The sequence below is a fragment of the Streptomyces sp. TP-A0356 genome (genome assembly GCF_001417775.1).
Classification (GTDB): domain Bacteria; phylum Actinomycetota; class Actinomycetes; order Streptomycetales; family Streptomycetaceae; genus Streptomyces.
In genome coordinates this window covers 238,355-251,478 of record NZ_BBZJ01000016.1, presented here as the reverse complement: position 1 = coordinate 251,478, position 13,124 = coordinate 238,355, and the positions used below count along the sequence as shown (strand labels likewise).

At 71.0% G+C, this 13,124-nt stretch carries 14 protein-coding genes and 1 riboswitch; of the genes, 10 read left to right on the top strand and 4 right to left on the bottom strand.

Annotated elements, in window-relative coordinates; all coding sequences use genetic code 11:
• Nucleotides 1-16: 16 nt before the first annotated feature.
• Together ASC56_RS11900 and ASC56_RS11895 are read right to left on the bottom strand one after the other, a co-directional pair.
• The gene (locus ASC56_RS11900) at nt 17-1,195 is read right to left on the bottom strand and encodes an MFS transporter (RefSeq protein WP_055491287.1); all 1,179 of its coding nucleotides are present in this window, start codon (nt 1,193-1,195) and stop codon (nt 17-19) included.
• Between the two features lie 285 nt (nt 1,196-1,480).
• A complete protein-coding gene (locus ASC56_RS11895) occupies nt 1,481-1,969 on the bottom strand; it encodes a carboxymuconolactone decarboxylase family protein (protein WP_055491286.1) in 489 nt (162 codons plus the stop codon).
• A gap of 129 nt (nt 1,970-2,098) precedes the next feature.
• On the opposite strand from ASC56_RS11895, the gene ASC56_RS11890 reads away from it, so the two are divergent.
• Entirely contained in the window at nt 2,099-3,085 is a 987-nt protein-coding gene (locus ASC56_RS11890; RefSeq protein WP_055491285.1) for a pirin family protein, read from the top strand.
• A 21-nt stretch (nt 3,086-3,106) separates the two neighbouring features.
• A complete protein-coding gene (locus ASC56_RS39595) occupies nt 3,107-3,445 on the top strand; it encodes a GNAT family N-acetyltransferase (RefSeq protein ID WP_055491284.1) in 339 nt (112 codons plus the stop codon).
• A gap of 120 nt (nt 3,446-3,565) precedes the next feature.
• Here ASC56_RS39595 and ASC56_RS11880 read toward each other — a convergent pair whose 3' ends face one another.
• The gene (locus ASC56_RS11880; protein WP_055491283.1) at nt 3,566-4,366 is read right to left on the bottom strand and encodes a hypothetical protein; all 801 of its coding nucleotides are present in this window, start codon (nt 4,364-4,366) and stop codon (nt 3,566-3,568) included.
• A 258-nt stretch (nt 4,367-4,624) separates the two neighbouring features.
• Nucleotides 4,625-5,131, bottom strand: coding sequence for a MarR family winged helix-turn-helix transcriptional regulator (locus tag ASC56_RS11875; RefSeq protein ID WP_055491282.1), 507 nt, complete (start codon nt 5,129-5,131; stop codon nt 4,625-4,627).
• 180 nt (nt 5,132-5,311) lie between these two features.
• Here ASC56_RS11875 and ASC56_RS42775 point away from each other — a divergent pair, with 180 nt between their 5' ends.
• The 8 genes from ASC56_RS42775 to ASC56_RS11845 all read left to right on the top strand — a co-directional run bounded on the left by ASC56_RS42775 (nt 5,312) and on the right by ASC56_RS11845 (nt 13,049).
• Complete coding sequence (locus ASC56_RS42775) at nt 5,312-5,434, top strand: hypothetical protein (RefSeq protein ID WP_267887623.1); 123 nt, start codon at nt 5,312-5,314, stop codon at nt 5,432-5,434.
• Between the two features lie 100 nt (nt 5,435-5,534).
• Complete coding sequence (locus ASC56_RS11870) at nt 5,535-6,419, top strand: glutathione S-transferase C-terminal domain-containing protein (protein ID WP_055491281.1); 885 nt, start codon at nt 5,535-5,537, stop codon at nt 6,417-6,419.
• Nucleotides 6,420-6,507: 88 nt separating this feature from the next.
• Nucleotides 6,508-6,618: riboswitch (SAM riboswitch) on the top strand.
• A 328-nt stretch (nt 6,619-6,946) separates the two neighbouring features.
• Nucleotides 6,947-7,930, top strand: a complete 984-nt coding sequence (locus tag ASC56_RS11865) for an amino acid ABC transporter permease (RefSeq protein WP_055491280.1) — start codon at nt 6,947-6,949, stop codon at nt 7,928-7,930.
• The gene (locus ASC56_RS11860) at nt 7,927-8,712 is read left to right on the top strand and encodes an amino acid ABC transporter ATP-binding protein (RefSeq protein WP_055491279.1); all 786 of its coding nucleotides are present in this window, start codon (nt 7,927-7,929) and stop codon (nt 8,710-8,712) included. The genes ASC56_RS11865 and ASC56_RS11860 overlap by 4 nt, the downstream gene beginning before the upstream one ends.
• Nucleotides 8,713-8,804: 92 nt before the next feature.
• The gene (locus tag ASC56_RS11855) at nt 8,805-9,836 is read left to right on the top strand and encodes an ABC transporter substrate-binding protein (RefSeq protein WP_055491278.1); all 1,032 of its coding nucleotides are present in this window, start codon (nt 8,805-8,807) and stop codon (nt 9,834-9,836) included.
• 58 nt (nt 9,837-9,894) lie between these two features.
• Nucleotides 9,895-10,227 (top strand): GNAT family N-acetyltransferase, encoded by a 333-nt coding sequence (locus ASC56_RS37880; RefSeq protein ID WP_079102451.1) that lies wholly within the window; start codon nt 9,895-9,897, stop codon nt 10,225-10,227.
• A 215-nt stretch (nt 10,228-10,442) separates the two neighbouring features.
• Entirely contained in the window at nt 10,443-11,648 is a 1,206-nt protein-coding gene (locus tag ASC56_RS11850; RefSeq protein WP_055491277.1) for an LLM class flavin-dependent oxidoreductase, read from the top strand.
• A 24-nt stretch (nt 11,649-11,672) separates the two neighbouring features.
• Nucleotides 11,673-13,049 carry an NtaA/DmoA family FMN-dependent monooxygenase gene (locus ASC56_RS11845; RefSeq protein WP_055491276.1) on the top strand — a complete coding sequence of 459 codons (1,377 nt, stop codon included), beginning with the start codon at nt 11,673-11,675 and terminating at the stop codon, nt 13,047-13,049.
• Nucleotides 13,050-13,124 lie beyond the last annotated feature (75 nt).

Sequence of the window (13,124 nt, the reverse complement as noted above, 5' to 3'; positions counted from 1 at the left end):
CCGGAGTCACCCGTTGTCACTCGGCATCACGGGGCGGGCGCCGGCCGGCGGACCGGTGCTCGGTGGTCCAGTGGAGAAGCGCCAGGACCGGCAGGGCGGAGCCGAGGACGGCGACGGCGCTCCAGCCGCCGGCGCGGTAGGCGATCGAGCCGAGCTGCGATCCGAGGGCGCCGCCGATGAAGAAGGTGGCGATGAAGGCGCTGTTCAGGCGGGCTCGGGCGGTGTGGTCGAGCTGGTAGATGGTGTGCTGGCCGAGGATGAGGGTGGTCTGGACGGCCATGTCGAGGACGATCGCGGCGAGTGCGAGCAGAGCGACGCTGTGCCGGCCGAGGCCCGCCGTGGCGAAGGCGAGTGCGGCGACACCGAGGGCGACGCCGGTCAGGGGGCGGACGAGCCCCCGGTCGGCCCAGTGCCCGGCGAGCGGGGCCACCGCCGCACCGGCGGCTCCGACGAGTGCGAACACCCCGACGCCGACGGCGGAGTAGTGGAAATGGGGGCCGGTGAGGACGTAGGAGATGGTGGTCCAGAAGGCGCTGAAGGCGCCGAACATGGCGGCCTGGTAGAGGCCGCGGCGCAGCAGCGCGGGGTGGGTGCGCACCAGGGCGACGGTGGAGCGCAGGACCTGCACGTAGGGGACGGTCGTGGTGGGCGCGTGCTGCGGCAGCGCGGCGCGCAGGGCCACGGCCAGCAGGGCCATCAGCACCGCCGAGCCGAGGTAGACGACGCGCCAGCCCGCGAGGTCGGAGACGAGGCTGCTCAGGGTGCGGGAGAGCAGGATGCCGGTGAGCAGGCCGCTCATCACCCGTCCCACGATCCGGCCGCGGGCGTGGTCGGGGGCGAGACTGGCCGCGAAGGGGACCAGGATCTGGGCGACGACCGAGGTGGTGCCGCTGATCAGGGAGGCGGCCAGGAGCATGGGGAAGTCGGTCGCCAGGCCCGCCGCGGCCAGGGCGAGGGTGGTGATCGCGAGCAGGGCGGTGATCAGGCCGCGCTTCTCCAGCCGGTCGCCGAGCGGGACCAGGAAGAGCATGCCGATGACATAGCCGACCTGGGTGAGTGTGATCAGCAGGCCCGCGGTGGCCGTGCTGACGTGGAAGACGTCGCGCAGCGACGACAGCAGGGGCTGGGCGTAGTACAGGTTGGCGACCGTCATACCGGAGGCGACGGCCAGCAGGGCGATCAGCCAGCCCGGCACACCGTGTGCCGGTTCGGCGCCTGCCGTGCTCTGCCCGGGAGTCCGGAGATCGGATGACTGGTGCACGGTGACCTTCTTCGGGAGGGAGCCGGAGTTCCCGGCTGGGGAAGGGCCTGGAGTGGTCGAGCAGCGTCCTCGGTGCTCCCACAGGGGCCTTCAGCACTCGGCGACCGCCTTTGCTTCCCCAACCTCGGCGATGGTTCTTGATGGGAGCCATCTCTTTCGGAGATGGCCCTCACCTCGGACGGTCGCCGCACCGGCACCGCCCGTACCGGTGCCGGACGGTCACTGCCGGGCGCCCGCCCGCACCGGATGCCTGCTCATGATCGAGACGCGGTTGAACGCGTTGATGGTGATCGCCACCCAGATCACCGCGGAGATCTGGTCGTCGGTGAGCACCTGACGTGCGGCGTCGTAGGCGGATTCCTGCGCGGTGGCGTCGGACGGATGAGTGACGGCCTCCGCCAGCGCGAGCGCCGCGCGTTCCAGCGGCGTGAAGACCTCGGTGTCCCGCCAGGCCGCCAGCACGCCAAGTCGCTGTGTGGTCTCGCCCGCGCGCAGGGCGGCCCTGGTGTGGACGTCGAGGCAGTAGGCGCAGCCGTTGAGCTGCGAGACACGCAGGTTGACCAGTTCCACGACGGCACGGTCGAGCCCCGCGTCGGCGGCGACGGCGCGCACCGCTTCCGACGTCTGCACCAACGTGTGATAGGCCTTGGGGCTCTGCTTGTCGATGAAGATCCGCCCGTCCGCGGACCCTGTCGGGTGGCTGTTCAACCTGGGACTCCTTGGGGGTCGTTTCCCCGCTTCGTCATGAGCCGTCGTGCACAGGGGCGGTCGCCGTCCTATGATCTCCCATATGGTTGTTGAACCTAAAACCATTAGCCGGGCGGGAGGCGGTGCACGGTGAGCAACGTCGAGGCGGAGTCCGCCGAAGTGCGCTGCGGAGCGTCGGTGGACGGCGGGCGGGCGACGGCGGCGGAGGTCGACGTGCTCACCCCGCGGGACGTCCCGCTGGGCGGCCCGCGCGCGATGACCGTGCGCCGCACGCTGCCCCAGCGCGCCCGGACCCTGATCGGGGCCTGGTGCTTCGTCGATCACTACGGACCCGACGACGTCGCCCGGACGGGCGGGATGGACGTCGCCCCGCATCCGCACACCGGACTGCAGACGGTGAGCTGGCTGTTCAGCGGCGAGATCGAGCACCGGGACAGCCTGGGCATCCACGCCTTCGTACGGCCCGGTGAGCTGAACCTCATGACGGGCGGGTACGGCATCAGCCACTCGGAGGTCTCGACACCGAGCACCACGGTCCTGCACGGCGTTCAGCTGTGGGTGGCGCTGCCCGAGGAACACCGGCACACCGAACGGGACTTCCAGCACTACGCACCCGAGCCGGTACGGGTCGAGGGTGCCGAGATCAGGGTCTTCCTCGGCTCGCTCGCCGGACACGACTCCCCGGTGCGGACCTTCTCGCCGCTGCTCGGCGCCGAGATCCTCCTCGAGCCGGGAGCGACGGTCACGCTCGCCGTGGACCCCGGCTTCGAACACGGCCTTCTCGTCGACCACGGGACGGTCCGCATGGCCGGTGCCCTGCTGCACCCGGCCCAGTTGGGCTACACGCCCACGGGCGCCGACGCCCTGACCCTGGTGAACGAGGCGGACGACATGGCCCGGACGGTTCTGCTCGGTGGAACCCCGTTCGGCGAGGAGATCGTCATGTGGTGGAACTTCATCGGCCGCAGCCACGAGGACATTGTCCGGGCCAGGGAGGAATGGCAGAGCGCCTCCGACCGCTTCGGCACCGTCGAGGGATACCCGGGAGACCGTCTTCCCGCACCCGCCCTGCCGAACGCCGTCATCGCGCCGCGCGGCAATCCACCCCGGCGCTGACCCCCAGCTGAAAGGCGCCCCATGAGCCAGCCGTCCTCCGCTGTGATCGTCCAGCGGGTCGATGCCGAGCAGCGTTACGAGATCCTGGTCGACGGCGAGCGCGCGGGCCTGACCGCGTACCGCGACCGAGGAGCGCAGCGGGTCTTCCACCACACGGAGGTCGACGACGCCTTCGCCGGACAGGGACTGGCCTCGCGGCTGGTCCAGCAGGCTCTCACCGATGTCCGCGAGTCCGGGAAGCGGATCGTGCCGGTCTGCTCCTACGTGGCCAGCTTCGTGAAGAAGCACGAGGAGTTCGCCGACCTCACCGATCCCGTGGACCCCGAGATCCTGCGGTGGCTGGACACGGAACTGGATTGACCCGGTGATCGCCCGGCGGGGCTTCGTGAGCCCCGCCGTGGCCACTCCGACGCGTCGAGAGCCGGCCGGGCGGGGAGGGCGGTGCCCCGGAGCGCGCCGGGGCACCGCCGGGGTGCGCTGTCAGACGGCGACCGTGTCGCTCTGCACGTCGCGCCGCGAGACCGCCAGGTAGGCCACGAAGCCGAGGATCGCGACCGTCCAGGAGAGGGTGACCGGGCCCAGACCCCAGTCGAGCCCGCCACGGCTGCGGGGCAGCGCCATCCAGTCGGCGATCGACGCGCCGAGGGGGCGAGTGATGACGTACGCGGACCAGAACGCGGTCACCGCGCCCAGGATGCCGCCGCCGTGGGCGAGGGCCGGCACGCAGATCGCGACGGCGAACAGCACGGCTGATCCCAGATAGCCGAGGCCGATGGTGGCGGTCAGGTCGCCCGCGGCCGTGCCGAGCGCGAACGTGGCCAGCACCGTCGCCCAGTAGAACGTCTCGCGCCGGCGGGTGTTGATGGTGTGGATGGACAGGGTGCGCTCGCTCGCGTACCAGATGGCGAAGACGGTGGCCAGCGCGACCATGAAGAGGGGCGTGGAGATCGTGTAGGGCACCCCGAGGCCCGCGTGCAGGACGTCGGCGGCCATCGTGCCGAACACGCTCACCATGACGATGGCGGTCCAGTAGACCCAGGCCACGTACCGGCGGACGGCGAACTGGAGGACCAGTGACGCCACCAGGCCGACACCGCCCAGACCGACCGCCGGGATCGGGCCGAGCCGGTGCGCCAGGTAGTCGGACGCGGTCTCGCCCATTCCCGTGGTCAGAACCTTGATGATCCAGAAGTAGACGGTCACCTCCGGCACCTTGTTCGCCATCCGGCGTATTCGGGCATGGAGCTGGGGGCGGTCATCAAGGACGTGCTCAGTGGTCATGGCACGCACGATGACATGGTGAACAGCGGTCCCCCCAGGCCTCTTTGCCATTGTTTTGGCGCTTCCGGTGCATGAGTTGCCACAGTGGCCCGGGAACCTGAAAGCAACGTGAACAGCATGGCGAACCGGCTGGTCAACGGCTTGTGCCGACCGATAGAAAGGCATGATCGACACCCAAGGTCCCCGAGACGACGCGACCCGCCTCCCGCCGTACCAAGTTCATCCGGGTTCGCGTGCCCGCACCCCCGCCGACGGCCGCTACGGCGCTGCCGGACCGGTGGCCTCCGCCGCCCCCGGCAGCAGCCCGCGCAGCGCCTCGCACTGCCGGTGGTCGATCGTGTGCTGGACGGCCTCGGTGACGGTCTCGGCCAGCGCCGGCGAGACCTCGCGCAGCAGCCGGCGTCCCTTGTCCGTGAGGGCGACCTCGATGCCGCGCTTGTCGCCGCAGACCGAGCGCCTGGTGACCAGGTCGGCGTGCTGCAGACAGGCGATCTGATAGGTCAGGCGGGTCTTGGGGCGGCCCAGTGACTCGGCGATCCGCGACATGCGCAGGGCCGCTCCGGGCTGGTCGGCCAGCAGGCACAGCACCAGGAACTCGTCGTGCGAGACCCCGAGGGTGTCCTTGACCTGGGAGCGCAGCCGCTGCTCGATCGCCCCGGCCGCGGCCAGCAACTGCATCCAGGCGCGCAGTTCGGCCGGAAGCAGCCCGTCCTCGCCCGTCCGGTCGGATCCGGGCTGGTCGGTGGGGGCGGAAGAGTCGGCCATGGTGCCCCAGTCTACGGGTCGTCCAGTTTTGGATCAGAGTGCGAGTGCCCCGGGGCGGACCAGCGCGACCCCTCAGCCCTCAGCCCTCCCGCCCTCTCACTCCGCGGACGGCACCCTTGACGCGCGCCGGAGCCGGATCGACACTCCAGTGGGAATTTCCTAGTGAACGGGTAGGGAAGCATGGGTCGCCTGGAGCCGGTCATCGGCCGTGTGCACCGCACACGCCGGCAGTCCCTCCTGCTGACCTCCCGCCGTCACATCGATCTGCTGCGTGTCTGCAGCGCCACCAGCCTCCTGCGCTGAACCGGCGGTGCCGGGCCCCCTCCGCCGTCCGGGCGGGGAGCGACGCCTGCCCGTGGGCCGCCACCCTCCGCACCTTCGCGTACCAGAACCCGGGAGAGACATGTCCGCCCATGCCCTGACCGCGCTTCCGTCCGCGCAGCCCGTGCCGGCCTTCCGGGGCCGCATCGGCCGCGACGCGCGCAGCGGCCACTACGCCGTACCGCGCCGCTACCGCCTCCACCTGTCCCTGTCCTGTCCGCACTGTCTGCGGATCGCCATCACCCACAGCCTGCTGGGCCTTGACGACGTGTGTCCCGTCAACCCGCTGCCCGCGGTCCCCGACGGACCCGGCGGCGAGCACTCCGCGCTGCGCCCGCTGTACGAGGCGAGCGCCCACCGCTATGCCGGTGCCGCCGTGGCTCCGGTGCTCAGCGACGACTGGTCGGGCCGGATCGTCAGCACACACGCGCCGGACATCATGCGCGACCTGGCGTGGCACTTCGGCGGCGATCGCCCCGCCCTCCACCCACGGGGCGCCGACGCGGAGATCGAGGGCGTGCGGCGGCTGTGCGCGCAGGGCATCGACGCCGCCGCCCAGCGGGCCGGGCGCGCCGACGCCGACGCGGAGGAGCGTACCGACGCGCTCGGGTCACTGCTGCGCACCCTGCGGCAGCCGGAGAGCCTCCTGGCTCGCCAGGAGTATCTGCTGGGCGATCAACTCACTGCAGTGGACGTGGAGTTGTGGGTCTCCCTGGTACAGCTCGACACCGTGCACCGGTGGCACCTGGACGCCGCCGCGGTGCACCGCGTCGCCGACCACCCCCACCTGTGGGCCTACGCCCGCCGGCTGGCCGCCCATCCCGCCTTCGGCCCGCACCTCGACCTCGACGGCATCGCCCGACGTCACCACGCCCACTGCCGCGGACTGGAAGCCGCGGGAGCGGCGGTCCAGATCCTGGACTGGGCCGCGCACGTGCCCACCAGGGCGACGACCCGGCCCAGTTGACCGGGAATGCGCCCCACGGCGCACCTATCACTTGACGGACGCACATTGACATGGCTTACGGGTCCTGTCTTAACTTACGGGCCAGAACGGTCATGAGCGTCAGCGACAAGCCCTGGCTTGCTGACCGGCAACCCTCGCACCGCGGTGGGGTGCCCCAGGTGACGACCGGACCGGATGACGTGTTCGGTAAGCGCGAGGCCCCCCAGGGGCCGGAACAGGTGACAGCGATGTACGCAGCGTCGAGGACTGCCGCACAGCGGCCTCGTGGCTGCGTACTGCTGTGCTCGAACCGTTCCGTCGATCTGCTCCGCGTCAACAGCGCACTGTGTACCGTCCCGGGCTCTGCCCGCTGTCACGGCTGACGGCGTTCTGAACCTCTGACGCGCACCGCTCCCGGCGGTGTCGCGCCCCTTCCGCCCAGCCCTCGGTCCCGTGCGCTTCGCACTCCTCGTCATGCGGGCGGCCCGTGCCGTCCCAGGGTGTCGTGGCGCGCGCCGTCGGGGGTGTCCGATCCCGCTGGAGCCCCCATGAGTGAACCCCCAGGCGCTGCCGTGTCTCTGGCCCAGGCGCCGCCCGACGAAGTCATCGCGCCCAAGCCCCTGACGGCCCAGCGGGTGCTGCCCCTGCGCCGGCCGGGACGCTGGATCGTCACGGCGGTCGTGCTCGTGCTGGTCGCCCAGTTCATCCACGGCCTGGTGTCCAATCCCTTCTACCAGTGGGACCGCTTCGGCTACTGGTTCCTACGCCCCACCATCCTCGACGGACTGCTCGTCACCCTCGACGTGACCGCGCTCAGCGCGGTGCTGGGCCTGCTCGGCGGGACCCTGCTCGCCCTGGCCCGGCTCTCCAGGAGCCCGGTCCTGCGCGCGGTCAGCTGGACCTATGTGTGGGCGCTGCGCTCCATACCGCTGATCGTGGTGCTGATCCTCCTGTACAACTTCAGCGCGCTCTACAAGACGCTGAGCGTCGGCGTTCCCTTCGGCCCCGCCTTCTTCTCCTTCGACGAGTCCAGACTCGCCACCGACATGGTCGTCGCCGTGGTCGGCCTGAGCCTGAACGAGGCGGCGTACGCGGCGGAGGTGGTGCGCGGCGGCATCCTCTCCGTCGACCAGGGCCAGCACGAGGCGGCCGCCGCGCTCGGGCTGCCGAAGGGCTACCAGTTCACGAGGATCGTCTTCCCGCAGGCCCTCAGGTCCATCACACCCAACTACGTGAACCAGTTGATCGGCCTGATCAAGGGCACCTCGCTGGTGTTCTACGTCTCGCTGCTCGACCTGTTCGGCTCCGCGCAGACCATGGGCAGCACATACCCCGGCGACATCGTGCCGCTGTTGCTGGTCGTCACCGTCTGGTACCTGATCCTCACGAGCCTCCTCTCCGTCGTCCAGTTCTACGTCGAGCGGTACTACGCCCGGGGCGCCACCCGCACCCTGCCGCCGACCCCGTTGCAGAAGCTCCGCACCGGTCTGCGAGACCTGCGGGACCGTGCGCGCAGGGAGGCCGCCCTATGACCACCGAGACGCTCGAGGGACGCCCCGCCGCGATCGAGGTCCACGACGTGCACAAGTGGTACGGCGCCCACCGGGTACTGGAGGGCGTGGAGTTGACCGTGCGGCCGGGTGAGGTGACGGTGATCCTCGGTCCGTCCGGCTCCGGCAAGTCCACCCTGCTGCGGGTGATCAACCACCTGGAGAAGCCCGAACGCGGCCATGTCAGCGTCAACGGCGAGCCCATCGGCGTACGCAGGCACGGAGACCGCCTCAAGGAGCTGAGTGAGCGGGCCATCCTCGCCCAGCGCAGCCGCATCGGGTTCGTCTTCCAGAACTTCAACCTCTTCCCGCACCTCACCGTGCTGGACAACGTGGCCGCCGCCCCGGTGGCGACCGGCAGGCTGACCAAGCCCGAGGCCCAGGAGCTAGCCCGCGACCTGCTCGGCCGGGTCGGACTCGCCGACCGGACGGGGGCCTACCCGCGACAGCTGTCGGGCGGCCAGCAGCAGCGCGTGGCCATCGCCCGCGCGCTCGCCCTGCGCCCCGGGGTCATCCTCTTCGACGAACCCACCTCCGCCCTCGACCCCGAACTCGTCGGCGAGGTACTGGCCGTCATCAAGGACCTGGCCGGCAGCGGCACCACGCTGGTCATCGTCACCCACGAGATCGGCTTCGCCCGTGAGGTCGCCGACCGGGTGGTCTTCATGGACGGCGGCCGGATCGTCGAGCAGGGTCCGCCCGCCGAGGTCCTCGACAACCCCCGGCACGAGCGGACCAGGGACTTCCTGAGCAAGGTGCTCTGAACACACGGCCCGCCCCCAAGCCCGCGGCCCTCCGGCCCACCTCCCCCCACGCCCTCATGCTCCGCTTCACCGCTCACCGAACAAGGACAGCCATGCGTACCCTCAGTCTCCGCAGCCCATTCCTCCGCGGTCTCACCGCAGGCACCGCCGTCGCCACCCTCGCCGCGGGGCTCGCCGCGTGCGGGGGCAACAGCGACGCCACCACCACCACCACCACGGACAGCGCGGCCTCCGGCACGGTCACCGTGGGCCGGCTCTCCAACGGCGCCGCCCGGCAGACCGCCCTCAAGGTGTCCGAGGTGAAGTCGATCAGCGCCGAACTGCCCGCCGCCGTACGCAGGAGCGGCAGGCTGGAGATCGGCGTCGGCGCCCTCCCCTCCGGATTCGCGCCGCTGGCGTACGTGGGCAGCGACCAGAAGACCCTCACCGGCGCCGAGCCCGACCTCGGCCGTCTGGTGGCCGCGGTCCTCGGCCTCAAGCCCGAGCTGAAGAACTCGACGTGGGAGAACCTCTTCGTCGGCATCGACAGCGGCAAGGTCGACGTGGCCTTCTCCAACGTCACCGACACCGAGGAGCGCAAGAAGAAGTACGAGTTCGCCTCCTACCGCCAGGACAACCTCGCCTTCGAGGTCCTCAAGAAGAGCACCTGGAACTTCGACGGCAACTACGAGAACCTCGCGGGCAAGACCGTCTCCGTCGGGTCCGGCACCAACCAGGAGAGGATCCTCCTGGAGTGGAAGGCGAAGCTGGCCAAGGAGGGCAAGAAGCTCACGGTCAAGTACTTCCAGGACCACAACAGCACCTATCTGGCGCTGGCCGGCGGCAGGATCGACGCGTATTTCGGCCCCAACCCCGGCATCGCCTATCACATCACGCAGGTCGCGAACACGCCCCAGGCGACCCGCAACGCGGGCAAGTTCTCCGGCGCGGGCGCGTCTCTCCAGGGTCTGATCGCGGCGACCGCCAAGAAGGACAGCGGGCTGGCGAAGCCGCTCGCCGACGCCATCGACCACCTGATCAAGAACGGCCAGTACGCCAAGTGGCTGTCCGCCTGGAACCTCTCGAACGAGGCCGTCGCCGAGTCCGAGATCAACCCGCCCGGACTGCCGCTCACCAACTCCTGACAAGCCGCCCCACCCCGAAAGGACTTCGCCACCGTGGCATTCGGGACCGTGGTCCGCGGTGGCGGAGCCCAGGACGCCCCGGCCAGACGCCTCCTGGACAACGCCGTCCGGGCGGCGCTCGCCGGGCACGGACCCCGCCCATGGCGGCCGGGGCCTGGCGACCCGGCTGGTGCGCGGTCGCGGGGGCATCCGGGAGTGCGGGGACATCCCGTTCCCGCACGCCTCGGCGACCAACGCGAGGGCCATCCGGCGGTACGAGTCGATCGGCTTCACCCCGCGCCGTCGGACGACGACCCTTCGGATCCGCACGGCAGGAACAGACGGCGCGGCCACGGCGTTGCGACCAGGAGACGTGCCCGGCGCGGCGCCGAGGCCCGAGGGACGGAGGTGACGGACGTGACACGTGTACTCCACGGCGTCCGCCTCCACTCCCGGGCCCACATCGATCTGCTGCGCGTGGCTGGCGCGCTCTGTCGTTCCTGACCCTCCCGCGGCCTCCGGCCGGGGACTCCCCTCTCGTTTCGCTCGACCGTCGTGCCCCGTGTGTGTGAGGACCGGCGATCTCGTACGGACATCCAGGACGGACATCCAGGAAGGCACCCACTCGTGGCCTCAACTTCCCCCGCTCACCTGCACCTTGCCGTCGCCCTGGACGGCACGGGCTGGCACCCGGCCTCCTGGCGCGAGCCCGTGGCGCGCCCCCGGGACCTGCTCACCGCCGGATACTGGGCCGAACTGGTCGCCGAGGCCGAGCGCGGCCTGCTCGACTTCGTCACCTTCGAGGACGGTCTCGGCCCGCAGTCCTCGCACCTCCTCGACCCGGACGAGCGCACCGACCAGGTCCGCGGCCGGCTCGACGCCGTCCTGATCGCCTCCCGCGTCGCCCCGCTGACCCGGCACATAGGGCTGGTGCCGACCGTGATCGCCACCCACACGGAGCCGTTCCACATCTCCAAGGCGATCGCCACCCTCGACTACGTCAGCACGGGCCGCGCCGGCCTGGGCGTGCAGATCTCCGCACGTCCGAACGAGGCCGCGCACTTCGGCCGCCGCACCATGCCCCGCATCGACGCCCTCGACGGCCCCGCCGCGCAGGACCTCGTGACCGACCTCTTCGACGAGGCCGCCGACTACGTCGAGGTGGTGCGCCGGCTCTGGGACAGCTGGGAGGACGACGCGGAGATCCGGGACGTGGCCACCGGCCGCTTCGTCGACCGCGAGAAGCTGCACTACATCGACTTCGAGGGCCGGCACTTCAGCGTCAAGGGTCCCTCGATCACCCCGCGCCCGCCCCAGGGCCAGCCCCTTGTCACGGCCCTCGCCCACCAGACCGTGCCGTTCCGGCTCGTCGCCCGCGCCACCGACCTCGGCTACGTCACCCCGCACGACACCGAGCAGGCCCGCGCGATCGTCGCCGAGATCCGCGCCGAGCGGACCGCCGCGGGCCGAGCGGAGGAACCGCTGCATCTCTTCGGCGACCTGGTGGTCTTCCTGGACGACGACCCCGCCGAGGCCGCCGCCCGCCGCGAACGCCTCGACACCCTCGCCGGGTACCCGTACACCGGCGACGCCCGCGTCTTCACCGGAACCCCCGCTCAACTCGCCGATCTCCTCCAGGAGTTGCAGTCGGCCGGGCTGTCCGGCTTCCGGCTGCGCCCCGCCGTGGCCGGCCACGACCTGCCGCGGATCACCCGTGGTCTCGTCCCCGAACTCCAGCGCCGTGGCGCGTTCCGCACCGCGTACGAGGCCGGCACCCTGCGCGGGCTGCTCGGGCTCGCCCGCCCCGCCAACCGCTACGCCCCCGTCGCCTGAGCCGGCAGGAAAGGACCACCGACCATGAGCAAGCCGCTCAAGCGGATCCATCTCGCGGCCCACTTCCCGGGCGTCAACAACACCACCGTGTGGAGTGACCCCAAGGCCGGCAGCCACATCGAGTTCAGCTCGTTCGTGCACTTCGCGCAGACCGCCGAACGAGCCAAGTTCGACTTCCTGTTCCTCGCCGAGGGCCTGCGCCTGCGCGAACAGGGCGGGAAGATCTACGACCTGGACGTCGTCGGCCGCCCCGACACCTTCACCGTCCTCGCCGCACTCGCCGCCGTCACCGACCGCATCGGCCTCACCGGCACCATCAACTCCACCTTCAACGAGCCCTACGAGGTGGCCCGGCAGTTCGCCAGCCTCGACCATCTCTCCGGCGGACGCTCCGCCTGGAACGTCGTCACCTCCTGGGACGCCTTCACCGGCGAGAACTTCCGCCGCGGCGGGTTCCTGCCACAGCACGAGCGCTACTCCCGCGCCAAGGAGTTCCTGGCCACGGCGGGCGAACTCTTCGACTCCTGGCACGGCGACGAGATCGTCGCCGACCAGGCGACCGGCACCTTCCTGCGGGACGCGAAGGCCGGTGCCTTCGTCCACCGGGGACAGCACTTCGACATTCACGGCCGGTTCAACGTCCCCCGGGGCCCCCAGGGCCGCCCGGTGGTCTTCCAGGCGGGTGACTCCGAGGAGGGTCGCGAGTTCGCGGCGTCGAGCGCCGACGCGATCTTCAGCAGGTACAGCACCCTGGAGGCGGGCCAGGCCTTCTACACGGATGTCAAGGGCCGCCTGGCCAAGTACGGGCGCCGCGCCGACCAGCTGCTGATCCTGCCCGCCGCGACCTTCGTCCTCGGCGACACCGACGCGGAGGCCGAGGAACTGGCCCGCGAGGTGCGCCGCCAGCAGGTCAGCGGCGCCACCGCGATCAAGCACCTGGAGTTCGTCTGGAACCGCGACCTGTCCGCCTACGACCCGGACGGCCCGCTCCCCGACATCGACCCGGACCTCGGCGAACACCACATCGCGCGCGGTCGTGCCCAGGTGCGCATGTACCGTGACCCGCTGGCCACGGCCCGAGAGTGGCGGGAGCTGGCCGCCGCCAACAACTGGTCCATCCGCGACCTGGTCATCAACACCGGCAACCGCCAGACCTTCGTCGGATCCCCGGCCACCGTCGCGCGGACCATCGACGACTTCGTGCAGGCCGATGCGTCCGACGGCTTCATCCTCGTCCCGCACATCACACCGGGCGGCCTCGATGTCTTCGCCGACACCGTGGTCCCGCTGTTGCAGGAGCGCGGAGTGTTCCGCACCGACTACGAGGGCACCACCCTGCGCGACCACCTGGGCCTGGCCCATCCGGACGCCGAGGCGCCGGGGGAGCGGGCGGCGTCGTAGGCCTCCGCTGCCGCACCGGCGGGGTCGAGGCGACCGGGTGCCGCTTGCCCGCCGTCTCCCGGGGCGGACACGAGA

Coding starts and splice junctions, on each gene's coding strand:
- ASC56_RS39595 (WP_055491284.1), top strand. CDS start 3,107: ATGAGCCAGCCGTCCTCCGCTGTGATCGTCCAGCGGGTCGATGCCGAG.
- ASC56_RS11880 (WP_055491283.1), bottom strand. CDS start 4,366: ATGACCACTGAGCACGTCCTTGATGACCGCCCCCAGCTCCATGCCCGA.
- ASC56_RS11875 (WP_055491282.1), bottom strand. CDS start 5,131: ATGGCCGACTCTTCCGCCCCCACCGACCAGCCCGGATCCGACCGGACG.
- ASC56_RS42775 (WP_267887623.1), top strand. CDS start 5,312: ATGGGTCGCCTGGAGCCGGTCATCGGCCGTGTGCACCGCACACGCCGG.
- ASC56_RS11870 (WP_055491281.1), top strand. CDS start 5,535: ATGTCCGCCCATGCCCTGACCGCGCTTCCGTCCGCGCAGCCCGTGCCG.
- ASC56_RS11865 (WP_055491280.1), top strand. CDS start 6,947: ATGAGTGAACCCCCAGGCGCTGCCGTGTCTCTGGCCCAGGCGCCGCCC.
- ASC56_RS11860 (WP_055491279.1), top strand. CDS start 7,927: ATGACCACCGAGACGCTCGAGGGACGCCCCGCCGCGATCGAGGTCCAC.
- ASC56_RS11855 (WP_055491278.1), top strand. CDS start 8,805: ATGCGTACCCTCAGTCTCCGCAGCCCATTCCTCCGCGGTCTCACCGCA.
- ASC56_RS11845 (WP_055491276.1), top strand. CDS start 11,673: ATGAGCAAGCCGCTCAAGCGGATCCATCTCGCGGCCCACTTCCCGGGC.